Annotated in this window: 19 protein-coding genes and 1 other RNA gene; 13 read left to right on the top strand and 7 right to left on the bottom strand. The window is 39.7% G+C overall.

Annotation, left to right across the window (positions count from 1 at the left end):
* Positions 1-21: 21 nt before the first annotated feature.
* A complete protein-coding gene (locus NLX67_RS15860; protein ID WP_254312490.1) occupies positions 22-729 on the top strand; it encodes a GntR family transcriptional regulator in 708 nt (235 codons plus the stop codon).
* 422 nt (positions 730-1,151) lie between these two features.
* Here the strand turns inward: NLX67_RS15860 and cstA are convergent, their stop codons facing one another.
* Positions 1,152-2,954, bottom strand: a complete 1,803-nt coding sequence (gene cstA, locus NLX67_RS15855; RefSeq protein WP_254312489.1) for a carbon starvation protein CstA — start codon at positions 2,952-2,954, stop codon at positions 1,152-1,154.
* Positions 2,955-3,930: 976 nt separating this feature from the next.
* On the opposite strand from cstA, the gene NLX67_RS15850 reads away from it, so the two are divergent.
* The 3 genes from NLX67_RS15850 (at position 3,931) to NLX67_RS15840 (ending at position 7,108) form a co-directional block, all read left to right on the top strand.
* Complete coding sequence (locus NLX67_RS15850; RefSeq protein ID WP_254312488.1) at positions 3,931-5,298, top strand: MATE family efflux transporter; 1,368 nt, start codon at positions 3,931-3,933, stop codon at positions 5,296-5,298.
* A 155-nt stretch (positions 5,299-5,453) separates the two neighbouring features.
* Positions 5,454-6,161, top strand: a complete 708-nt coding sequence (locus tag NLX67_RS15845; protein WP_254312487.1) for a hypothetical protein — start codon at positions 5,454-5,456, stop codon at positions 6,159-6,161.
* Positions 6,162-6,220: 59 nt separating this feature from the next.
* Positions 6,221-7,108: a PhzF family phenazine biosynthesis protein gene (locus NLX67_RS15840; RefSeq protein WP_254312486.1), complete on the top strand. Its 888-nt coding sequence runs from the start codon at positions 6,221-6,223 to the stop codon at positions 7,106-7,108.
* Positions 7,109-7,405: 297 nt separating this feature from the next.
* Here the strand turns inward: NLX67_RS15840 and NLX67_RS15835 are convergent, their stop codons facing one another.
* The 3 genes from NLX67_RS15835 to NLX67_RS15825 form a co-directional block, all read right to left on the bottom strand.
* Entirely contained in the window at positions 7,406-8,752 is a 1,347-nt protein-coding gene (locus NLX67_RS15835) for an MATE family efflux transporter (protein ID WP_254312485.1), read from the bottom strand.
* Between the two features lie 858 nt (positions 8,753-9,610).
* A non-coding RNA gene (gene ssrS / locus NLX67_RS15830) (6S RNA) lies at positions 9,611-9,805 on the bottom strand.
* Positions 9,806-10,169: 364 nt separating this feature from the next.
* Positions 10,170-10,988: a helix-turn-helix transcriptional regulator gene (locus tag NLX67_RS15825; RefSeq protein WP_254312484.1), complete on the bottom strand. Its 819-nt coding sequence runs from the start codon at positions 10,986-10,988 to the stop codon at positions 10,170-10,172.
* A gap of 593 nt (positions 10,989-11,581) precedes the next feature.
* On the opposite strand from NLX67_RS15825, the gene NLX67_RS15820 reads away from it, so the two are divergent.
* Positions 11,582-13,540 carry a primary-amine oxidase gene (locus NLX67_RS15820; protein ID WP_254312483.1) on the top strand — a complete coding sequence of 653 codons (1,959 nt, stop codon included), beginning with the start codon at positions 11,582-11,584 and terminating at the stop codon, positions 13,538-13,540.
* A 77-nt stretch (positions 13,541-13,617) separates the two neighbouring features.
* Complete coding sequence (locus NLX67_RS15815) at positions 13,618-14,205, top strand: hypothetical protein (protein ID WP_254312482.1); 588 nt, start codon at positions 13,618-13,620, stop codon at positions 14,203-14,205.
* 229 nt (positions 14,206-14,434) lie between these two features.
* Here NLX67_RS15815 and NLX67_RS15810 read toward each other — a convergent pair whose 3' ends face one another.
* A complete protein-coding gene (locus NLX67_RS15810; protein ID WP_254312481.1) occupies positions 14,435-14,749 on the bottom strand; it encodes a hypothetical protein in 315 nt (104 codons plus the stop codon).
* A 215-nt stretch (positions 14,750-14,964) separates the two neighbouring features.
* Entirely contained in the window at positions 14,965-15,180 is a 216-nt protein-coding gene (locus NLX67_RS15805) for a hypothetical protein (RefSeq protein WP_254312480.1), read from the bottom strand.
* 270 nt (positions 15,181-15,450) lie between these two features.
* Here NLX67_RS15805 and NLX67_RS15800 point away from each other — a divergent pair, with 270 nt between their 5' ends.
* From NLX67_RS15800 to NLX67_RS15780, 5 genes are all read left to right on the top strand, one after another.
* The gene (locus NLX67_RS15800; RefSeq protein ID WP_375143395.1) at positions 15,451-15,978 is read left to right on the top strand and encodes an IclR family transcriptional regulator; all 528 of its coding nucleotides are present in this window, start codon (positions 15,451-15,453) and stop codon (positions 15,976-15,978) included.
* Complete coding sequence (locus NLX67_RS15795) at positions 15,975-16,199, top strand: IclR family transcriptional regulator domain-containing protein (RefSeq protein ID WP_254312478.1); 225 nt, start codon at positions 15,975-15,977, stop codon at positions 16,197-16,199. The genes NLX67_RS15800 and NLX67_RS15795 overlap by 4 nt, the downstream gene beginning before the upstream one ends.
* Positions 16,200-16,470: 271 nt before the next feature.
* Complete coding sequence (locus tag NLX67_RS15790; protein WP_254312504.1) at positions 16,471-17,739, top strand: ammonium transporter; 1,269 nt, start codon at positions 16,471-16,473, stop codon at positions 17,737-17,739.
* Positions 17,740-18,658: 919 nt separating this feature from the next.
* The gene (locus NLX67_RS15785) at positions 18,659-19,822 is read left to right on the top strand and encodes an MFS transporter (RefSeq protein ID WP_254312477.1); all 1,164 of its coding nucleotides are present in this window, start codon (positions 18,659-18,661) and stop codon (positions 19,820-19,822) included.
* Between the two features lie 94 nt (positions 19,823-19,916).
* Positions 19,917-20,498: a Crp/Fnr family transcriptional regulator gene (locus NLX67_RS15780; RefSeq protein WP_254312476.1), complete on the top strand. Its 582-nt coding sequence runs from the start codon at positions 19,917-19,919 to the stop codon at positions 20,496-20,498.
* On the opposite strand, the gene NLX67_RS15775 is transcribed toward NLX67_RS15780, so the two are convergent.
* The gene (locus NLX67_RS15775; RefSeq protein ID WP_254312475.1) at positions 20,473-21,225 is read right to left on the bottom strand and encodes a DUF4386 domain-containing protein; all 753 of its coding nucleotides are present in this window, start codon (positions 21,223-21,225) and stop codon (positions 20,473-20,475) included. The genes NLX67_RS15780 and NLX67_RS15775 overlap by 26 nt on opposite strands.
* 657 nt (positions 21,226-21,882) lie before the next feature.
* On the opposite strand from NLX67_RS15775, the gene NLX67_RS15770 reads away from it, so the two are divergent.
* Together NLX67_RS15770 and NLX67_RS15765 are read left to right on the top strand one after the other, a co-directional pair.
* The gene (locus NLX67_RS15770; RefSeq protein WP_254312474.1) at positions 21,883-23,076 is read left to right on the top strand and encodes a nucleoside transporter C-terminal domain-containing protein; all 1,194 of its coding nucleotides are present in this window, start codon (positions 21,883-21,885) and stop codon (positions 23,074-23,076) included.
* Positions 23,077-23,452: 376 nt separating this feature from the next.
* The gene (locus tag NLX67_RS15765; RefSeq protein ID WP_254312473.1) at positions 23,453-24,451 is read left to right on the top strand and encodes an LLM class flavin-dependent oxidoreductase; all 999 of its coding nucleotides are present in this window, start codon (positions 23,453-23,455) and stop codon (positions 24,449-24,451) included.
* Positions 24,452-24,672 lie beyond the last annotated feature (221 nt).

Below are 24,672 nucleotides of genomic sequence, written 5' to 3'. Positions count from 1 at the left end.
AACGAATAATAGGGAGATTTTATGGCTGTAAAATACAAAGAAATAGCTGATTGTTTAGAACGGGAAATTCGGGAAGGGAAATTTGATGAAACAAAAAAATTGCCGACAGAAGAAGAACTGATAAAACATTTTGAAGTAAGCCGAAATACGATCCGAAAAGCAATTAGTCAGCTGGTCAATCGCGGCTATATCTATCAGGTGCAAGGCAGCGGAATGTTTTTACGGGAAGAATCTGTAACAGATTATATTAATTTAGGCAGTCTTAGAGGATTAACAAAAGATTTGACTTCAAAAGCAATTGAGACGAAAATTCTATCCTTACACGTGATAGAAGCTGATGAAGAAATAGCAAAAAAATTACGCTGTGAAGTGGGAACAAACCTTTATTATATTAAACGGCTAAGAATTGTAGATAAAGAACCCTTCTCAATTGAAATAAGTTATTTTAAAAAAGATATTGTGCCATACTTAAATGAAGATATTGCATCGAGTTCTATTTACAGTTACCTTATAGAGGACTTAAAATTAAACATTGGTTTTGCTGACAAAGTAATTAACTGCGAAAAAATCGATGAAGCAAGTGCAAGACTGCTGCATGTTAATGAGCTAGATCCAGCCTTGATTATTGAAAATACCGTATGCTTAACGAACGGAATCATCTTTGAATTATCTAAATCAATATTTCATTATCAAAAAGCAAAAATCTTAAATCAAATCACTTTTAAATAAAAAGAGTATTTAAAAATTCTCCTACAGTTTTTAAGCTATATGAACAGTTAGTTTTTATCAGTAATCTTTATCGTTGTCCATAAACTCATAATAAAGTTCGATAATTTCTAAAAAAGATTGATAAAACGGCTTGCTGATTATACAAAAATCACAAGTCTTTTTCCTTTGACACGCCATTTTTCTTCATTTCTGTAAGCTTGTTATAAATTGTGGTATTTCTTTCTCCAACGGGTGCGATGATCATGACACTCCTCTTTCACCTTAATATCCTCTAAATCGGATTCTTCAGAATAGAAAGCACAAATGATTATATCCTTTTACGAGAGGAAATATTTTCTTTTTTGACATGGGGTCCTTAGTTACGGCTCAAAGGGCTTTTTTGTACCCAAAAAAGCCCCCTCATATTCAGGGGGCCCGGCTTGTTAAGCTGATTCTTTTTTCAATTCCGCTACTGGATTATTCCATGTTTCAATCCAGTTTTTAATCGCTGTTACAATAATGATAAATCCTAATACCAGCATGATAATAGATAGCGTTGCATTTAAAACACTATAGCCCGCAGCTGCTCCGTTTAAATAAACGTTTTTGACCATCCAGTAACCTGCATAATTCACTGTTACATAAAGGTAAGCAAGTGGGATTAAGCAAGTTAGCATATAACGGCGCTTGTCAGCAACCCTTAAAATAACTGTAGCTCCAACAATTAAGCCAATGGAAGCCATCAACTGATTAGAAACTCCAAATAGGGCCCAGACAGAGCCAATGTCTCCTGAGAAGAGTAAGTATCCCCAGAGGAAGCAAGCTAAAGCACTGGCAAAAATATTGCCAGGCAGCCAATCCATCCGTTTTAGCGGCTTGTAGAATGCACCACCAAAATCTTGAATCAAATAGCGTGCGACACGAGTTCCGGAATCTATGGCGGTCAAGATAAATAATGCTTCAAACATAATGACAAATTGGAAGAAGAAAGAAGCCAGTTTATCAAACCAAGGAATCGAGGTGAAAATATAGGTCATACCTACAGCAAGCGTAACCGCTCCGCCAGTACGTCCTTCTAAGTCCAATCCGATTTCTTCACTTAAATCATCAAGATGAACCGTTTCCATTCCTAGTGTTCTAAATACTTCCGGTGTAGAGTTGATTGCGAAATAATCAGCAGGTTGAAGTGATGTAGCGGCAACTAATGCCATAATCGCAACAACACATTCCACGAGCATTGCACCGAAACCAACAACTTTAATATCTTCCCAACGATTTAACATTTTCGGAGTAGTTCCAGAACCTACGAAAGCATGGAATCCAGAGATTGCTCCACAAGCAATTGTAATGGAGATAAAAGGCCAAACTGGACCAGCCAGGATTGGGCCTCCACCATGAATGAATTCTGTTACTGCCGGGAATTGAATTGTTGGGTTAACCACAAATACTCCGGCAATCAATGCTACGAAAACACCGATCTTCATAAAGCTGCTTAGATAATCACGTGGTGCGAGCAATAACCATACAGGCAATGCCGCTGCAAAGAATGCATAAATAGGAAGAATAATAGATAATTGCGTAACATCAAGAGTCAATAAATCTCCTAAATATGTTCCTTGAATCTGTGGACCAAAGAATACGGCAAGCATGATCAAAGCGAAACCAACAATCGTTGCTGCTTTTAAGTTGCCTGTTTTTCTATGATACAATCCTACGCCCATCGCAATTGGAATCGTAATACCGACAGCGAATGTTCCCCAAGGATTATGCTCCAATGCATGAAGAACCACCATGGATAAGCCAGCCATTGTAATCGTAATGATGAACAACATAGCAAGGCCCGTACAGAATCCAGCAACTGGACCCAATTCCTTCTTAGCAATTTCTGCTAAGGATTCTCCTTTTTGACGCATAGAAGCAAATAAAACCACTGCATCATGAACGGCTCCACCAATAACGGCACCGATTAATAACCAAAGCATAGAGGGCAAATAACCGAATTGAGCAGCAAGGATCGGCCCAACAAGTGGACCTGCTGCAGCAATTGCGGCAAAGTGATGACCAAACGCTACCCATTTATTAGTCGGGACATAATCTTTCCCGTCATCCAAAGCATGGGCTGGTGTTTGCTTTGCTTCCTGCATTTGTTTTAATTTCAAGACCTTAACAGCCATAAACGTACCATATAAACGGTACGCAATCATTAGGATACAAATTGCTCCAATGACTAGTGTAATCGCATTCATTTTTAATCACCCTTTTTGAATTCTTGTTGTGTACTAAGATGCATATACATGTTAAGCGCTTTCATGAAAGAATTCAAGGGTTTTATAAAATTTAATTTAATAGAAAGAGAGAAAAGGCAAAGCAATCCCAAAGGACTGCCTCATCTTATTCAGATTCTCTAACTAAACAAACGTACGTTTCTTCTGCAATCGTCGGAATAATTTTCATTCCAGTAAAGGCCTCAGACTCGTATGCTTGGTAAATTTAGTCCGATGCTCCTTTATGGCCACCAACATGTCCTGCACGGTCCAGGGATGTTCCACCACGCATTAAGCTGGCGTCCTTACAGACCTTTCAAGCGAGAAATGTCTGTAATCTCGGAAATTGAGTATTGCCCACTCTCTATCAAAGAGCAGTCAATGGAGAAAGAGAGGTTTTTTAGCTTTATTTAAAATGTAAATTTATTCAATTTATATGCTATTATGTTAATGTGTTGAAGTGTTTGTAGCAGAACAACTGAAATCAGTGCTGCACAAGAAGATTTGGCCATACTTGGCGAAGGGCAGATACCTGCAGAGCAGATTAACTTAAGAAGCATAGGGCAAGGCAAAGTGTTCTTTATTTTGACAGCGGTTGCAGTGATCTCATTCTTTAGCTGGCTCTATTTCAAGAAAAGAGCCAAAAAGAGTAACAGGAAAGAAAAGAATACTGAAATACGCAAATGATGGAGGTGAAAAAATGAGCTGTTTTTAGCGTGAAGGCATAGATAACGGGCAGCCGGCTCTATTGCCCGATGATATAATTAAACAGGCAGAAGGAAAGCTCGATGTCCTATCACCGGAATCCTGTCTCATTCTTTTTAACTTATTCTATTTTGTAGAAAATGACTTGTTTTTATGAAAGAATACAATAAATCGGGTATATGAAAATAGACGGCAGCAACATGGCTAAAATTACCTTAGAATCAGCATACGTCTGGATAGGAGACCTTATTTAATGAACTACAAAAAAATATTAGCACTTGCCATTCCGTCGATTGCTTCTTTTGCGGCGATGACTGCGACAGGAACGATTAATTTGATAATGGTTGGAAGCCTGGGTGCTTTAGCTATTGCGATTGTCGGGGTCACTAACATTATCATGTACAATGTGTGGGCGCTGTTTTCAGGGATTGGCCATACAGTGAATTACCTTGTTGCCCAGCATTATGGTTCAAATAATATGAAACGAGGCATCAAGCAAACGGGGATTGCTCTTTATTTATGTGTGATCGCTAATGCATTCGTTATTCTGGTCGGGCTGTTTGCATCGGAAGCCATTTTATCTGTTATGGGTTCTTCAGCGGATTTGATCAGAGAAGGGACCAGCTATTTAATGATCCGTTTCCTGGCAATGACGGGCACGGTTTTTACATTTGTGCTACACGGATTTTTCCGGGGAATCGGTGATACAAAAACACCGATGGTCACGTCTATTATCGGAAACCTGGCAATGATTTTTTTTACGTATGCATTAACATACGGAAATGCCGGATTTCCTGAAATGGGTTTAGTCGGTGCTGCTTGGGCTGTTTTTATCGGTGAATTCACCATTTTTCTTCTTTCTGCATACGTTTATTTTATTGCGCTGCATAAGCGGTACGGCACACGGACCAAAGCGAAAATCGAACGCGCCGATTCAACCTTAATTGCATCAGAAAGCGCGAAATTGGGTGCAGAAGAATTTTCAAAAAGCATGGCGATGTTTGTGTTTACCGTTTTTGTAACACAGTTGGGCACAAATGCTTTAGCATCCAATGAAGTAGCCCTCAGTGTCATGAGCTTTGGTTTTATGCCCGCTTTTGCTTTCGGCACCACGGCGACTATTTTAGTCGGACAGGATATTGGCCGCGGAGACCCGCTGTCCGCGAGAAGGATGGGGACAGAAACGGCGATTCTCGGCAGTATTTTTATTCTTATTCTCGGCCTGCTTGAATTTGTGTTTGCCGAATCCATTATTGGGCTGTATACAAATGACCCAGAGGTGTACGAGCTGGCTGTTCAGTTAATTCAAATTTCTGCTTTCCTCCAGCTGTTTGATGCGCTGTTTAATTTTTACGCAGGCGGTCTTCGGGGTATTGGCGACACGTCATTTTTGCTGAAAATTTCACTTATCTTATCATGGCTGTTTTTTGTGCCGCTGGCGTATGTATCTGTGAATGTTTTCCATTTGGAAAGCATCGGGGCCTGGCTGTCCCTGTATGCGTTCATCACCGCGATCGGCATTGCTGTTATGATCCGTTTTTACAGGGTGGACTGGCTGGCGATTAAACTAAAGTCCGAAAGCACACACGAATCTCCGGTGAACAAAGCGAAAGAATACTGAGGAAAGAAAGGGAAATTTAATTAAACTGATTTATTCTTTTAGTTGATAGCTGGTTAAGGAAAGATATCTTTTTAAAAGGCCTGTAGGACCAGCTGTCGTCTTTTATATTCTTTTTCTATATAATAGTTTTAAGCTTACTAAAAAGGAATGAAAGAATGACACATATTTTATGGATTATTTATTTGTTCATTTTGGGAATCACATCTATTGGTTTTTTGTTAAAAGGCGGCTATCGAACGCCTGCTGCAAAAGTAGATTTTGTGATTTCCCTCATCACATGGATCGGGTTATTTGGATATGTAACAGATACCCACATTTTCACACCGATTGTTTGGAAAGTAATCTTTGTCGGAGCACTGCTTTGGGATGTAGTGTTCAGTTTGAATAGCAGGCATTACAATGGGGAAACAATGTTTAAAGAGTTGCCAAGACCGCTTAGAAACACCTTTATTCTCCTTACACTGATTATGACGATTGGTCCATTGTATTATGGCTTGTTCCGCTATGCGTTTAATGGCTCAGATCTGCTTTCAAGCATTGGATTCTTTATTGTTTTGCCTGTGCTCGCTGCTTTGATCATTGGGACGCGTTTAAAGGGAGGAGAAGAAGAAATGGAAACGAAACAAGTGGTATTGCCTTTTGACTGGACACTGATTGTACACGAATCGTACTCGCTATATACAAATCAAGATGATTCGCATAAATTTGTTGTTTTGGATCAGGAAAACAATTCAGTTGTCACATTCTCAGTTGATGAAGACGTATATGAAACACATAGCACTACGTTTGAGTTCAAACAAAAAATCAATGCGTCAAAACGAATCATCGAAATTATACATGAACCGGATGAAGAGTGGAATTAATAGTAATGAAAGGAGGCAGTTGAATGTCTTCTTTTTTTTATAAAAAAGGGGGAATATTAATGGGGAAAATTGACGTCTTTCATTATGATGCATTCACAACATCTCCAGGCAAAGGCAATCCGGCGGGGATTGTGTTAGGCGGACAGGATTTGACCGAAGAAAACATGCAGAAAATCGCTGCTGAAGTCGGCTTCAATGAGTGTGCATTTCCTATTCCGTCTGATGCTGCGGATATTCGAATTCGTTATTTCACACCGGGCCATGAAATGCCTTTGTGTGGTCATGCCACAATGGCCAGCATGGCTGCGTTGCTGAAACAGAAGAAGCTGCCTGAAAAAGAAATGTACACGATTGAAACAGCAGCAGGTATTTTATCTGTCCATGTAACGAAAGAGAAACAGCATTACCAAATTCGGATGGAGCATGCGAAGCCTGAATTTGTTTTATTTCATGGCTCAAAGGAAAAGTTAGCGGCTTCCATTGGGATCGAGACGGGCGACATCGACCCTGCGTATCCAATTGCTTACGGGAGCACGGGAACGTGGACGCTGTGTATTCCCATCTCAAATGTGGCTGCTTTTCATAAAATGAAGCCGGACAATAGCCAGTTCCCGGGGATTTTGCAGGAAATGCCGAAAGCGTCTGTTCATCCGTTCAGTTTAACTGCAGTAGCACCGGATGCTGACATGCATGCCCGCCATTTTTCTTCACCCTATTCCGGGACACTTGAAGATGCAGTCACAGGTACAGGCTCTGGTGTCATGGGCGCATACTATGCCACCTACGTCGAGCCAGGCAAAAAAGAAAACTATTCAGTAATAGTCGAGCAGGGTCAGGAAATGGGAAAAGATGGCCGCGTGTTAGTACAAATCCAAAATGAACTGGATTTACAAATTGCCATTAGCGGAACAGCGGTATTCGTTCAGTTATTAACGATTGAAGTATGATGGTAAGGAGTAGCATCTATTGCTGGAGTACATAAGAAAATAATGAACATCAAACATTCAAACTTAATGAGTTTTTGGAAAAGAAAAAAGGAAAGATGCTGACAAACGCAGCAATTCCTGTTTTGTGGAAAAAGGAGGTATCTTTCCGGAAGCTAAATAAAAGAAAAGACAGCGATTTTATAAAAATGGCTGTCTTTTCTTTTCATGCGGCAAAGTTAAATAAATACTACTTTTTTTAGGTTCTGCAAATCCTTACTGTCAATATGTTCTTGCTTTTTAAAAGGGAACATTATTTTATTAACTTGTATTTTTGGATGAAAATAGCGCTATTTTTCTCCAGTTGCCGAATCGGTAATACAAGAAAGAAAAGGCGCTGCTAATAATAAAACCTATCCCCATTCCCCATGCAATTCCATTTTCCCCTACAAACGAGGAAACAAAATAAGTCAGCGGGTAACGCAAAATCCAAAAGGAGATGATGTTTAAAAGTAATACCTGATACATCGCTCCCGATGCTCTGACAATCCCATTTAAAATAAAATTCAACCCAATAAATGGGTAGAAAAAAGCGACAATTTTTAAGTATGCCGCCCCAAAGCTGACGGCATCATCTTGTTGAACAAACAGCTTCACAGCGAATTCCGCCAGCATGAAAACAATGACGGCAATCAGCAGCATAACGGCTAAATTATAAAGAACCCCGTATAAAGCAATTTGATGAACACGTCTCCAATGGTTTCCGGCAATATTTTGTCCAGCCATACTATTGACAGCCGTTCCAAGTGCCATGGCAGGAAGAATAATAAGGCTGTCCAGGCGCTGTGCTGCCCCAAATCCTGCAACAGCATGTCCGCCGAAAGAATTTACCACCGTCAAAATTGCCGTTACCCCAGCATAGATGACAGCCATTTGCAGCCCGGCTGGAATACCTAATTTTAGAATAAGAAGAACCTCTTCTTTTTTAGGTATTGCAGGAATAGAAAAGGGAACCGCTCTCGCGCGCAGTGTATAAAGCATTCCCAGAATAAAAGCAATTCCTTGTGAAGCAACCGTGGCATAAGCAGCACCCGCTATTCCCAAATCCAGGACGGAAATAAACAAAGGGTCCAATATAACGTTCAAGATAACGGCCGCAAATACAAATTTTAAAGGTGTTTTGCTGTCACCCAGTGCCCTTAAGATAGTACTGATAAAATTGTAGCCAAATAAAAAAAGAATGCCGATAAAATTAATGCGCAAATACACAACAGCTTCTGATATCATCTCTGCGGGTGTATCGAGCATTTTTAAAATGGCTTCCGAATATACGTATCCGGCAATGCCTAATGCCAACGACAAACATGTTAAAAGAACAGCGAAGGCATTTAAATAACTTTTCAGCCCTGAATCGTTATCCCTATTTCTTTGCTGGGACAAAATGGTTAATGCAGCATTGTTGACCCCGATAATAAAAGAAAGGACAGTAAGGATGACTGTACTCGAAATTGTGACCGCACCTAATGAATCGGCCCCTAACAAATTCCCGACCCACATGCTATCTACAAATTGAAATGATACCTGCAATAAGTTAGCTAACATAATAGGGGTGGAGAAGAAAAACAGCTGTTTAAGAATAGGTCCATCTGTAAAATCCATTTGCCGCAATTAAACTACCCCTTTTTCTCTTTTGTCCTTTCATAATTTATCATAAAAGCATCATTCATTCATGACCACTGCCTGTAATTCTTTCATAGCGCTTTACAGACCATTTATTTTGAGTAAGAACAGGCAGGTAAGAACTGCTTACTCTGAAAATGTCCTCCGGTTCTTGCCCGGCTTTTAATATTTAAGTTATTTTTTTTCAGAATGATTGTACAGTACATAGAACAGAACCGAATAAAAAGGGATAGCAAAAAATAAAAAATCGTAGAAGTTGACGAAATCCATGCATCGGTCTCCTTTCTCCTTTCAGGCTGATTGACAGAAACTTCTACTGCTCCATGGAAACCGCGTTTTGTCCCAATATGGATGAATAGACCATCTGCCTCGTAGGCAGACAGGAAAAAACATTTTCAAAAAAGAAAAGTCCATTGTTGACCGCTTTTTAGCAAGCATTGACCTTTTGCACTGCTCTTATTATTTTTGTTCTTGTACTCTCTGTAAATGTTCGTCAGTAACCGGCAGTCAGAAAATCTTCCATCGGGTTATGACGCTTCAACGTGACAGGGTGTAATAAAGCTGGAACGGCACTTTGTTGCAAGAAGCGGACATTATCCTCATGTTACAAACGCTATTTCTGCATCATAATTTTATCGAGCCTTATTTTTGACGCAGGGGCATACTTGTTCATAAAGAGTACACAGTTGGTACGGATCCAGAAAAAAGACTAAAGGAAGGAAACCTTGAAGAAGAGCATAAAGAGATTCTCCTAGAAACTCTGATGCTGTCGATTGTTTAGACAGCAGATTGAAAAAGCAAAAAGACCAGCTCCCCGAAGGAAACTGGTCTAGATTAAAGTTAATAGTATAAGCCGCTTTTGCCGTTGAATAGAAGAAAGTTTTAAACCACCACTCCTCAAAGTGGGTGTTCGCAGAAACCATCCTGCCTGTCCTCATTGGTCAAAAACGAACGAGGCGTGTCATTCCGGATTCAATTTAAAACTCCCTGTTACAGCTTAAAGGTTAAAACTTTATATCGTGACGTGCAATGCAGCTTGTATTTATATATTACATGGATTGATCGCTACATTCAATGGTAGTTGTTGCCCTAAATTCCTAAATAATCTGGAGCGTCTACACCTATCTGGACAGAAAAACTAAGGGGACTGACCCCATTAATTGAGACAAATAAAAACACCTTTAAGTTGAAAAATGGGTATGGATTACCTAAAACAACTTGGCGGTGTTTTTCTATGGGCACAAGAGTGAGTTATCCAGCTGATATAAAAAGGAAAGTGGTGGAAATGCTTTTTGCGGGAATCCCCGTTAAATAAGTAATTTGTATGAATAACAAGCATCATTAGGCTATTAAGAAAGGTGAGATCTTTTTTTGCTGTTTCGTTTAAAGGCTCTTAGGATTCTTCTTAAGCAAGATAAGATTGAAGCGCCAGTGTTTCTTTATATTGCTTAGGCGTCACATTCATTAATTTTTTGAAATCTTTAATAAAATGCGGCTGGTCATAGTAGCCGTTTTCATGTATTACATCAAGCACATCTACATGATCCATTTTTAAAATGCAGTTCAATGAATTTTGAAACTGAACCACTTTGCAAAACTGCTTCGGTGAAAAACCGATATACTCTTCGAATTTCCGGCGGATATACTGCTCCGAATAACCGATTTCCTTTGATAATTGCTTGATATTCAGCATTCCCCCGGCCAGGTAAATTTTCTTAATTGAATAATCGACGAGATCAAGCCCGCTTCCTGAGATCTCTGTACTTTCTTGAAGAAACTGTTTAAACAGCGTGATTCGTTCACCAAACGACGCCGCTAAACTGATTTGTTCAATAAGAGAGGGATCAAAAAACAAAACATCCGCTAACGGAATTTGCTGATTTAAAAGCTCTTTCATTGGATAATGCAGCTTCAGCAGGCTTTGCTCCGGAAAAAAACGAACACCGAAATAGTCGCAGCCATCTAAAAAGTCCGGTTGTTTCAGCCTGGATACAGGGCTTGTCCAAAGAAAAGCCGATGGCGTTTTTAAATCACAGCAAAAAATAATATCAAAGCATCCATCAGGGATAAGCGAAAGAGCCGTTTTTTGTCCTTTTTTTGTTTCAAATTGATAAAAAAGAGCAATGTCTTTACTCTTAGCATACTCAGCGGGTTTTAATTCTTTGTAACTGGTTGTTGTCATTTGAATTTCAGGCTGAAAAGGAAAGTAAAAGGTTTCTTTCATCGTGTTTGCCCCTTAATTTAAATTTATAGGAATAACCACATTATGATGATATTTTTAGAAAAAACCATTTTTGTGTAAGGAAATATAACATAATTTTACTTGCCGTTTATAGTATGACCGATTGTGAAAATAATAAGTGGCGGATTACCTTCTAAAAAGCATATACAAGCATGAGTCCAGAAAAGCAATTCAGCATTCATTAAGTGAAAATCATTTGCAAACAAAAGCTGTAAGCGGCTTTTTTGTGTGAATGGTTTAATAACCCTTCCTCTCCATTTTTTTCATTTCTCTTCTATTATCATTTTTCATATTTTTCAGACACTTTTTATCTTTACTTTTAATTTGGATGTTCAATTCGATTTTCGGGTCTATTTTCTTGTTAGGGAAATTAATAATTTCTCAATAAAACGTTTATTTAAACCGTTTTCTTTGTTAGAAAATCTGACAATTTTACTTGTAAGGGTCGTTTTGTTTCGTTTTTTACAATGAACCAAATGAAAACCAGCGTATTCTATGGATAAGCAAAGTGACAAACGAACAATTAGTCATTTTGGAAGAAAATTATTCGGAACGAATTAAAGGAGGATTTCTTTATGCAAACACCTGAATTGAAAACCCAAACAATTTTACATCCACTAGAGCCTCTCACAGCGGCTGAAATAACAGAAGCTGTAGCGCTTATTAAAAAAGACAAAGGCTTGTCCTATACTTATAAATTTGTTCAGGTCGTTTTATATGAACCGTTAAAAGAAGAAGTAGCCAGCTTTAAAGAAGGCGATCCGATCGACCGTAAAGCGTTTATTATACTGCTCGACAGTGCTGAAAACAAAACGTATGAAGCGATTATATCTATCACAAACGAGCAGGTTCTCTCTTATGTACATATTCCTGATGTACAGCCGAATTTCTTGCTGGATGATTTTGAAATCGAAGAAATGATTAAAAACGATCCTGAATACCAGAAAGCCCTTTTAAAAAGAGGCGTAACCGATCCGAGTCTTGTTATGATCGATCCTTGGTCAGCCGGTCATTTTAGTGAACTTGACAATCCGGACACACGGGTGGCACGAGCACTTGCCTGGGTGAGAAAGTCAGAAAAAGATAATGGCTATGCTTATCCGTTAACCGGCCTTTATGCAGTCGTTGATTTAAATAAAAAAGAAATTATTCGCATTGAAGATTATGGCGTAAAGCCGCTGCCGCCAACTGCTGGTAATTATGTCCCGGAATTAAATGGGGATATTCAGGTTCGCACGGACGTAAAGCCGCTTGACATCATTCAGCCGGAAGGGCCAAGCTTTGAAATTAATGGCCATCACATTAAGTGGCAGAAATGGGATTTCCGCATTAGCTTTACACCGCGTGAAGGGCTTGTTATTCATTCTGTCGGATTTGAAGACAAAGGGAAAAGAAGACCGATTCTATATAGAGCATCCTTGTCCGAAATGGTTGTTCCGTATGCGGATACATCGGAAATGCACGGCCGTCAAAATGCTTTTGATGCCGGAGAATACGGAATGGGCCAGCTGGCGAATTCACTAGAATTAGGCTGCGACTGCGTCGGACATATTCATTATTTTGATGCCGTTATGGCGGATCATAAAGGAGACGTTCGCACGATTCCAAATGCGATTTGTCTGCACGAAGAGGATTACGGCATTGCCTGGAAGCATACGGACTGGAGAACAAACGAAGTAGAAGTACGCCGATCACGCCGTTTGGTTGTCTCGTTCTTCTCTACAGTGGCCAACTACGATTACGGTTTCTTCTGGTCATTCTACCAGGACGGCACGATCGAGCAAGAAGTTAAGCTGACAGGTATGTTGAATACGGGAGCCGTTGACGCTGATGAAAAACCAAAATACGGTAATTTAGTGGCTCCGCAGCTAAATGCTACTTTCCATCAGCATTTCTTTAACTTCCGCTTGGATATGGAACTTGATGGACCGAAAAATTCAATGGTGGAAATTGAAACAGTACCGGAAGAAAGAGGAGAAAACAATCCGTACAACAACGGCTGGTATCCTGTATCCAAAACATTTAAAACAGAAAAAGAAGCGGTGCGCAAAATGAAGCTGGAAACCGTGCGTACATGGAAAGTGGTAAACCCAGAATCAAAAAACGTTGTCGGTCAGCCAGTAGGCTACAAAATTGTAACGGGTGAAAACTGCCTGCCATTTGCAAACGATGATTCAAGCCTGATTAAACGGGCCGGCTTCTTGAAAAATCATCTTCATGTTACGAAATTTGACCGCAGCGAGCAGTTTGCATCTGGGGCTTATCCGAACCAGCATCGCGGCGGAGACGGCCTGACAAAATATCTTGAAGCGGACCGCAACATTGAAAATGAAGATATTGTGGTGTGGTACACAATGGGTCACCACCATATTACTCGTCCGGAAGACTGGCCGGTTATGCCAACGGCTTATACAAACTTCCAGCTGAAGCCGATTGGATTCTTTGATCATAATCCGGCGCTTGACTCGCCGCGTCCGAAATCGAAAAACAAGTGCCAATCAAGCACAAGTGCTTCGTCCTCTTGCGAGCATTAAAAAGGGATGTGAATTGTTTTACAAAGGCGGGCCTTTGAGCCCGTTTTTTTGATAACAAAAACTGGAGGTGCAACATAATGATCCTAATCAGCGGCTTTATTGTCCTTATATATACCATTTTTTTTGCCCTCAGTCTTTATCCGGTAAAGCAGCAAGTAAGTGCAGTGTCCGGGAAATGTATTGTCATGGCATTTAGCATGGCGACCGCTACCCTTATTGGGCTGCTTCTTGCCTTTTCCATGCAGGGGCAGCTGGCCGTTTCTACCATCTTATCGATTGTAATCAGCGGCATTTTCGGACATGTGATTGGGCGTCCATTCGGTTTGATGGGGATCGTGGAAGCGCTGATGGCAGGGTTTATGGGCGGCATGATGGGGGCAATGCTTGGTGAAATGATTCCGATCAATCAAATGACGATCATGATAGCCGCTATGGACCTTTTTTATTTTTTTATAGCAGCCGTCATTATCACGATGATTCGTCGGGAAGTTCCTGCGCAGAAAGAAGGGCTGTTCAGTACACGCCGGCTGCCTTTTGCTTTACTGACGACTTTATCAATCTGCATTATTGGCGGCGCTGCTTTATTTGACAATGTTAAAGCAGCCAGCAATAAAGCAGAAAAAACCGTGCAGACCCATAATCATGATAACCATTCCATGGATTAACAGGAAGGGCAGCAAAGAATAAGATAAGTTGTTGGTAAAGGTTAATGTTGCTATTTTATTTAAAGAATAGGACTCCCTGTTGGAAGTCCTATTTTACTTCATTTATAAGGCAGTCAATAAAAGAAAGAAGTTCCTTATTGCCCATTTCTTCCTTCTGCGATATTGAATAACAAGAGTTTTCAGTTTTATACTGTTTGGATTCTTTTCTTCATCTTCAAGAAAGAATCTACTAAATTGATTTAATCTCCATGGCAACGGGTAATTCACCGCTTATTACTTTACTCAAATGCCACCACCATTCTTCAAGAGAACGATTGGTATTTTTAAAGTCAGATACTTCTTGAAGATGATGGACCAGAGAAGCAGCGTTTTCAACTATTTTACAGTCGCATTTTTCAAGCTCTTTCTTTTCTTCTTGAGTTAGAAGGTAATACACCTCATTCATTTCACTCCTGATATGAAAAATCTCAACGGTTTCGAACGGACTAACCTCAAAGTCATCAATGGCTTCATACAAATTTTTAATTTCATACAGGTACAACATATTATCACCTCATCTTGAGAATAAATGTTCAGCCGAGTTATAATAATAGTATTAATATTCTGATAATTTGTAAAGAATAAATGGTAAAAATGGAAAAGAAAGTTTTTGGTTTTGTGTTAAGGATAGAAGAGAGATTTTTTGTGACGGGATTTTATATTCCTCTTGCGAATGAGGCAATCATGGAAGTGGTTTTTTAATAATTGCCTGGTTTGAATTTAAAAGAGCCTTTGTTTTACGAAGAAAGAAAAAAAGCCGATTTGAAGCGGATTTTCATTTGCCGTGACTGGCACATCAATAATTTGGCTTCGCAAAGAAGGAAGGCTTAATAAATCATTCAGTGCCTTTTTCTGATAGCTGCCAGCTTTAATCAGCTGGACACCCGGTTTTTTGCTTAAATAAGAAAATGAATCGACCACATTTACACTGCTCATTTCTTCACCTCATTTATAAATTCACCTGCACGTTTATCATGTCACGATTCGTAGAAAGAAAGACAGGCACTTTTCTTAATTATTGAGAAGAAAGAAACTTTCATGTGAGAAAAACCATCATTTGAAAGAAAAGAAGAAAAAAAGTTGTTAGATAACTTCCCACTTTTATTTAAAAAGGGGCGTTTAGTTTCGTTTTTTACAATTGATAAAGCAGAAAAAGAATTATTATGGAGGAAATATAACAAGAGAGGAGAGATGGGATTGTCTGAAGTGATCCGCAAGTCGATGCTTTTGTTTGAAGCCATTCGGCCGAAAGAAGAAAAAGAAGAGTGGAGTGCAACTGAAATCAGCAGGAAACTCGATATTCCTGTGCAAACGGTTCACCGTCTGCTTTCGTCTCTTGAAGAGTATAGATTTGTTTACAAAAGCAATGAAACGAAAAAATTCCGGCTTAGTTTAGCGCTGCTGAAAATGGGCTTAGCGGTCCGGGATAGTTTATCAATTCGGAAAAGCGCCATTCCAATTATGGAAGAGCTAACAAAGAAAACGAAAAAAAGTGTTTATTTAACGGTTCCGGAAGGACATGAAGGCATTTTTGTGGACTGCTTGCATGCAAGCCCGGTGCCCCTGTTAAAGCGAAATGAACCAATCGGCAAGAGGGTGCCTCTTTATGCCGGTGCTTCTCAAAAAGCGATTCTGGCTTATATGAGCCCGGCTGCAAAAAACAGATCATTGAGCATTTTGTTGAAGCAGGTGAAATTAACAACAGCAAAAAGTTCCGTGAACATCTTCAAGTGATTCAGCAATGCGGCATCGCTCTTTCCTTTGGCGAAATTACAGAAGGTACGATCGGAATCGCCGCACCTATTTTCTCCTGGGAAGAAAAAGTTGTCGGGTCGATTACAATCGTTTGCCTGCAGGAACATTTTACAGATGAGCAATTGGATGACTTGATTGAATCAATCAAAAAAGCAGCCTTAAAAGTTTCAGAAGAACTTGGCTGGATGGGGGTCACTTAAAAGTTTGCTAGAAAATATGACAAACAAAATCAGGTTCTCTCGAATATTGAGAAAACAGACAACGCTTTTAATGGTAACTATGCCATGATAAAAGTAACAAGCTGCTGAAAGATTAGAAGTCACAGCGGCTTTAATATCTGAAAATTCAGTTAAATAGAAAGGGGTTTTATTTATGAAAGTTATTGGAAAACGATCAAAATGTACTTATTTATTTTTTCTCTTGCTGCTGCTAATTCCGGGTAATGCACTTGCGGCAACCGAGCCTCCCGCCATTGATACCGGAGACACCACTTGGATTTTAATTGCAACGGCTCTTGTCCTGTTTATGCACGTACCAGGACTTGCTCTTTTTTATGGCGGGCTTGTTAGTGAACGAAACGTTGTTTCGACCATGATGCATAGCTTTGTCAGCCTGCTGATTGTCAGCATCGTTTGGGTACTGTGGGGCTATACGTTAAGCTATGGTACAGATCTTGGCGGCGGTTTAATTGGCGGATTGGATTATTTAGGGTTAAGGGGAGTAGGGGGAGAAGCAGCGCTTGGAAGCTTGACGATCCCGCATTATTTGTTTGCGATGCTGCAAATTGTGTATGCGGCGATTACAGTCGCCATTATCTCCGGTGGCATTGCCGGCAGAATTTCCTTTAAAGCCTGGGTTGTTTTTGCGGCGGTCTGGCCAACTCTTATTTATGCGCCGATGGCTCACTGGGTATGGGGCGGCGGCTGGCTGTTCCAAATGGGCGAACTTGACTTTGCCGGCGGTACAGTTGTTCACATTTTATCGGGTGTTGCTGCCCTTGTCGCTGCACTAATGATTGGACCGAGACGAGGCTACTTGGAAGAAAAGCATCGTCCGCATAATATCGTGCTGTTTTTATTTGGAGCAGCCACTCTTTGGTTTGGCTGGTTTGGTTTTAACGGTGGCAGTGCGCTTGCTTCAGGAAGCATTACGTCACTTGCGGTTATCAATACGCACACAGCTGGAGCAGCAGCTGGAATCGGATGGCTGATTATGGAATGGACGCTGCGCAAACGGCCGACGTTAATTGGAACGGCAACAGGAGCGATTGCCGGGCTGGTTGCAATCACGCCGGGAGCTGGATTTGTGACAGTGCCGTCTGCTTTAATCATAGGACTGCTTGCAGCACCGGTTTGTTATTTTAGCATTCACTTTTTAAAAGCCCGCTTAAAATATGACGATACACTTGATGCGTTTGGTGTGCACGGCATGGCCGGCATTTGGGGAGCGCTTGCAACCGGGCTTTTTGCAACCAAATCGGTTAACCCAGCTGGCAACGATGGCTTGTTTTACGGAAATCCGGAACAGCTTCTTCATCAATTTGCAGGCGTTGGCACAGCCGTTCTTTTATCCGGTGTCGGCACATTTATTATTTTAAAAGTAATGGGCATGTTCATGCAGCTGCGGGTAAGCGAAGAAGAAGAAATGATGGGCCTTGATTTAAGCTTTCACGAAGAACCTGCGTACAACACTGAGAATCAAGAAAAAGTGGAAGAGCATAAAAATATTTCGGGTATGTAAACAGAAAATCATATGCTGCCGCGTACGGTTTCAGCTTGTAGACAAATTCTTCAGTTTGAAGAGGATGTCTGCAGGCTTTTTTTTATATAATAAAACCATCAAAACCTTGTGCTCGCGAAGAACATGAAAAAAGCTATTTCCCTCACAAAAATCGGGCACAATCTCCACTTTTCTTAATTGAACGAAGCAGGTTATCTAAATTAAAAAAATAGAGGGATTTAGTTTACAAATAGTAAACAAACCAGTGTTAAAAGTGCGACGATCGAAAACAGCGCCAGCTATATTCAATCCTGGCTGCGGGTACTAAAAGAAGCGTCCAAATTGATTGTCCAGGTTGCAGCGCAGGCTCAAAAAAGAAGGGGAGTACATTTGTTTGTCGAACCAAAAATAGCTTTATTACCAACCGATATTTTTTAATACATTATGTGCAAAATTCAAAAAATAATATGGAAAAAAGTTACCAAAATGAAAAAATCAAAAGTGGAAGATAAAGTTCAGCTATAAATAGCTTTACCAGCAATAAAACAAATAAACCGTTCTTGAGCTAGAAATCAGCTGGTTTAACAGTTTCGTTCGTATTATAAGGATAACCGGTATTGATTTAGCAAAAGTAGAAGGGGTTGCCGTTAAGGGTCAGCTCAACCAGTCCAGGCTGGGTGATTTATAAAAAATACGGATCATTTATATCAAAGTTTGATAAAAAACAGCTTGCCAATTATGTGATAAATTCAATCTGTTTTTATTACCAAATAATGTACAATAGAACAGAATAGAGCTATTCAACAAACGGACCTGAATCTGCTTGCTGAAAAAAATGAAAGCGATATCAATAGTAGTGTTGCTAATTTAGGAGGTGTTTCAGATAAAAAAGACAGATGCTTTTTCAGTCGTTTGGACAAAAAAAGAATATCGAAATTTAATGTTTATCATGTTCCTTGCAGGAATGGCGGTTTCATCATCAGGGCCTTTAATTACTTTGTTTTTAACAAAGGAACTGGGAGCGGATACCTCGGTCGTCGGGCTTTTTTATTTAACATCTATAGCTGGACTTTTCATCAATTTATATACAGGACAGCTGTCCGATCGCTTGTCATCCCGAATACCTTTAATAAAAGGAAGTGCTATTTGGCTGTCGATCGGCTGGGCGTTCATCAGCCTATCCCAAAATTCCATTACAGTTTTTATTGTTGGCGTTGTGTTCTTTAGTTTGATGGGGACGCTTAATGCGCAGACGTTCGGCGTGGTTCGCGATGTCATGAATGTTGAGAAGGAAGCTCATGAAGCTACTTTGACAAGTATCATTCGCACTGCGTATTCATTTGGATGGATGCTGGGACCGGCGATTGGTCCTTTAATTGCGAGTATAGCAGGGTACCGTATTGCATTTTTAATTGCTGTTGCCTTATTTTTAGCGATTTTAATTCCGCTTCGCAACATACATGTACCTGAAAAGAAGGAAATGGCCTTTAAAAAAGAGAAAAAGCCATTAAAATTAAAAACAAATCGGCCCTTAATCTTTTTTGGAGTCATCTGTATGCTCGTATTAAGCGGAGAAGCAGCCCGCATTGCCTATTTGCCTTTATTGGCTGTTGACCACCTGCAAATAAGCCTGTTTCAATTCGGTCTGCTTATGTCGATTGCGCCTTTTACAGAACTTTTTATCATGCCTTTATCTGGAATACTTGCTGATAAATTTGGTGTCCATAAAGTTTTATTTACTGGTTTTTTACTCGGGGCAATCGGTTTTTTTCTATTCGCGAATAGTACTCATCTTTGGCAGGTAGTGCTGGGTCAAATAATGAATGCCTGCTTTATTTCCACTATCTTCGGATTAGCTGTTACATATGCTCACCAGTTAAGCCCAAATAATATTGGATTGGCAAGTTCCGTGTTTTTTAGTGCCGAGTCTGCCGCCTTTGTTTTGGGAAGTTTAATGGGAAGTTACGGGGTACACTTAATAGGTTTGCCGTTCATGTTTTTTATTCCATCAGTTTTATGTGTAGTATCCAGTATTTTATTTATCATAAATGACTTCACAAAAGCAAGGAAAGAACGGAAGCTTGGTTTAAGTCCTAACACGTGAGCTTGGGCAATTTTTTAACACTTTTTAGGTTACATGAAACTTAAAAATAACAAGCTGAAATTAACTAAAGCATAAAGAGATGAAGAGCAGCAAGATGAAGAGAATACTGTTGAAGTATATGACTGAATTTACCTCTCTTAGTGAAGAACAACAACAGGCAATCTCTGAAAGTGTACTAATTGAGGATTATCACAAAGGAACATATCTTCTTAGACAAGGAGAGGTTCCCACAACTAAATGCTATTTCGTATTACAGGGATGTGTTAGGCAGTATTCTGTAGATGAATCAGGCAAGGAGATTACATCGAATTTCTACACGGAAGAACAAGCAATTTCGAGTTTCAATTATCATAAACAAGATATGGCATCTAAGTACTCTTTAACGTGTGTAGAAGACTCCATATTGGTTGTTGGCGATCTTGATACCGAAAAGGAAATGTATAACAAATACTCACAATTGGAAACAATGACACGAAAAATGATGGAGATAAGCCTTGGCAAAGTACAAGATGAATTTGTTGCATTTATCAATTCTTCTCCTGAAGAACGCTACAAATCAATATTAATGAAACGACCGCATCTAGTTGACCGTGTACCCCAACATCAATTGGCAAGCTATCTTGGCATCACTCCTGAGTCATTAAGCAGGATCAAGAAGCGAAACAAAGAAGCTTAGGCAGTTGTCCCACACTTTTAGGAACTTTACCTCCTTTGAACAGTAGCCATATACCAAAGCCCAATTCACCTAGACTCATTGGCACACTAAGTATAGATTCAAGCATTGTCGTTATTCCATCGTAATGGGGAAGAAATGTGTAACAAAGGTGAATAATAATATAACTTATTGAAGCCATCAACAATAAGATGCTAACGACTTTAGGTATGATGTCTGATTTGAAAGCCAAATAGCCCACAATCATTAAATGTCCACCAAAAATGATCAATCCCATAGACCAGATCATATTAAATGCTTCCAGTAATAGCTCCACATACGCTTGCAGTTGATTCATTTTAATTAAAGAAAAATAGTCCATACTGTTCGTGGGAATCAACACAAATATCAAATTCAGGATGGCAATTCCCAATATACTCGCATAAGCGAGACGAAGCCATGCAGCTAATAATGACAGGTTTTTATTAAATGGTTTCAAGAAGATATAGAAACTCCAGGCGACCACAATGTCACATATTAGGACGATTAGCCAGCCCAAGATTCCAGCATGAACAAGCGTATTGGACGACATGAGGTTGTTAAAAGTGGCGCTGGGATCACCTTGAACCACAAGTCTTCCAAGAACAAGGCCATAGGAAAAAAATGCAGCGAGGGTCATAATGATAAGTGATATGCCGGCAGTCAGAGCGGATTTTCGTTGATACGATTGTTCTTCAACGACATTAGCCATAAAATAACCTCCTTATTTTTTCATTGTAATAAGCAGGCCAGGGCTTGTCATTGACTTAAGTTAAGATTCACAAAATTAGTTGCAGAACCTTTTCGAAGGGGAAGTAAATTGAGCTAAAAAAGCACTGCCAACAGCTTTCGAAATTCTAACTGTTTGCAGTGCTTCCTTTGTACGATAAACTAATATTTTAATGAGATCGTTAATATCTCATCCCCCAATTTCACTTCAATTTCCTTCAGAATTTCTGAAAAGGATTCCTTGTTTTTGGAAGAAAACACGACTCATAATATCCTCCACTGTACGAATTCGCATCTCAAGAACTTCTCTTTCGTCCAATGGTTTTTCATAATATTTATTTACGGCGTTTCGATGGGAATAGAAGAAGTAACAAGCACCCAAAAGGGATACTAAGTAATCGACTGGTTCTTCAACACAATTATTGAAAAAGCAGCTAACAAAACAGACTAAATATTGCCATCCGGATAACTAGAGGTCCTTTATGTGCAGCACATAAAGGGCCTCTTTTATAGTGGCTGTTTCAATAAAAAAGCTCTTATTTTTCATTTTTCCTGTCCTACGACTGAAAGCAGGAAAAGATGAGAGCTTTTTATATAAAAAAAGTATCGTGGGGGATAATAGGGGATAGGAGATGATAATATGTATTTTTTGTTAAATGCACTGGGAGTATTAGTTGTCATAGGCCTCGTTTACCTATGCTCGCCAAATAAAAGAAACGTTAAATACAAATCTATTTTGATCTTGTTGATTGTTGAACTGCTTATCACATGGCTTATGTTATCGACTAAAATCGGGACATGGGTCATTAATCAAATAGCCTCTTTCTTTACATGGCTAATTTCTTGTGCAAACGAAGGGATCTCTTTTGTCTTCCCATCCGCCATGGCTAACGAGCAGGTTGATTTCTTTTTTAGTGCATTAATGCCCATTATTTTCATCGTCACCTTCTTTGATATCTTAACTTATTTCGGAATATTAACATGGCTTATGGATAAAGTAGGCTGGATCATTTCTAAAGTATCAGGCTTGCCAAAGCTTGAGAGCTTCTTTTCGATCCAGATGATGTTTCTTGGCAATACAGAAGCATTGGCCGTCATCCGCCATCAATTAGTGGCTTTAAGAGAACAGCGCCTGCTAACATTCGGAATTATGAGCATGAGCAGCATCAGCGGTTCGATTATTGGAGCCTACTTATCCATGGTGCCTGCAACCTACGTATTTGTCGCAATCCCATTAAACTGCTTAAATGCTTTGTTGATTGCAAACATGCTCAATCCTGTCGATGTGAGCAAAGAAGATGACATCGTTTATGTTCCTGCTGAACATGAGCGAAAAGATTTCTTTTCCACTATTTCAAACAGTATGCTTGTTGGAATCAGAATGGTCATTGTAATCGCGGCCATGGTTATTGGATATGTTGCATTGACAGCAAGCATAAATGGAATTTTAGGATTCGTCGTCGAGGGTTTAACCATTCAGAAAATATTCTCTGTTGTTTTTAGCCCATTCGCGTACCTGCTTGGTTTGTCTGGAAAGGATGCCATGTATGTTGCTCAATTAATGGGAATAAAGCTTGCTACCAATGAATTCGTGGCCATGCTCGATTTAAAGGATAAGATTAGCGGACTGGCTCCGCATACCGTTGCGGTTGCAGTCACCTTCTTAACATCATTTGCCAACTTTAGTACAGTGGGGATGATTTACGGAACGTTTAATTCTATCCTCAGTGAAGAAAAATCACATATTATCGGACAAAATGTTTGGAAGTTACTGGTGAGTGGAATGGCTGTCTCACTTTTGAGTGCGATGGTTGTCGGATTATTCGTATGGTAACCTATAGAAAATTTCTATGCTCTTGAATCGTCTCCATTTATCTGGACAGGAAAATCAGGGTTATATCCACTTGATCAAAAACAGGTGAGGAGCCCAAAGTGAGAACATCATACATTCATGTTGGAATTCACACAGCAGATGGTAAGGCTTGATCAAAATGGAAAGTCGAAATGAGCGATTATAATCTGCCCCCGTTTTTCCTTGATCGGTGAATAAATAGGAAGAAAAATCTGATTTCTTAATACCTAATCCATAATAGAGGGGTATTAAAACGGTTTGTTTATTTAATTATGAAGAAGGATATAAAGTATGGTAAATGAAGTCATTTTAAATAAGAGTTAGTTGAGGCTAAGTAGGATATGAAGGGAATAGTGGCATGAAATTAAGTATTTTAGATCAATCACCGCTGTCTTCTGGAAAAACGGCAGGACAGGCATTACAGGCGTCAATGAAACTTGCACAGAGTGGGGAGAAGTTAGGATACACTCGCTACTGGATTGCTGAGCACCATGATTTTTCCGGGCTTTCTTGTTCAGCGCCTGAAGTTATGCTAGGGTACATTGGGGCAAATACAGAAAACATCCGCATTGGATCTGGAGCAGTTTTACTACCGCATTATAAGCCATATAAAGTTGCCGAAGTTTATAATTTGCTGGCAACTTTGTTTCCAGGTCGTATTGATTTGGGAATTGGCAGAGCTCCCGGAGGTTCTGCTGAAGTTACGATGGCTCTTTCAGACAACTTTTTGCAACAAGTATGGAAAATGCCAGAATCCTTTAAAGAACTTCTTCACTTTATAAATGACGATTTTCCCAGTGAACATATGTACTCGAAAATTTCTGCGGCTCCTCTTCCTTCCATCTCTCCGCAACCCTGGATTCTTGGAACGAGTGAGAAAAGTGCAAAACTTGCAGCGGAAAATGGAACTGCCTATGCATTTGGACATTTCATGAGTGATAAAGATGGGGCTGATATCATGAAAAGGTATATCGAGAATTTCACACCAAATGCCAAGTTAAAAAAATCGGAATCCATTATTGCTGTTTCGGTTATTTGTGCCGAAACAACAGAAAGAGCTGAACAACTAGCTTTAAGTGGATTTATTTGGAAATTGAAACTTGCAAAAGGTGAAGGAAAGAATGGCGTTCCTTCAATAGAAGAAGCTGAACAATATTCATATACTAACGCTGAAAAAGAAATGATTGAAGATATGCGGGCTAAAACGGTGATTGGTAATCCACAAGAAGTGAAGCAGCAATTAACAGATTTACAAACCATGTATCAAGCAGATGAACTCATGGTCGTCACCATTACTCATTCTTATGAAGACCGGGTTACTTCTTATGAGTTACTTGCAAATGAAGTATTTAAATGAAGGATGATAAAAGCAACTTCGAATTTCCGAGTTGCTTTTTTGTTTGTCTGAGGATAAGGTCAAAGCCACAAGGTTCAGAGATGACACGATGATTCACCAAGGACAATGGAGCATTTATAAAAGAGGAACAAATGGATGCTCCTCATTAGGTTGTCCTAAGAAATTTGGGACCGTCAACAATTTTGTGTGAATAACGAATCCCTTTTCTTGTGGCTCACCAT

It is taken from the genome of Domibacillus sp. A3M-37, assembly GCF_024213455.1.
GTDB lineage: Bacteria > Bacillota > Bacilli > Bacillales > Domibacillaceae > Domibacillus > Domibacillus tundrae.
This window is presented reverse-complemented; position numbering and strand designations above follow the sequence as displayed.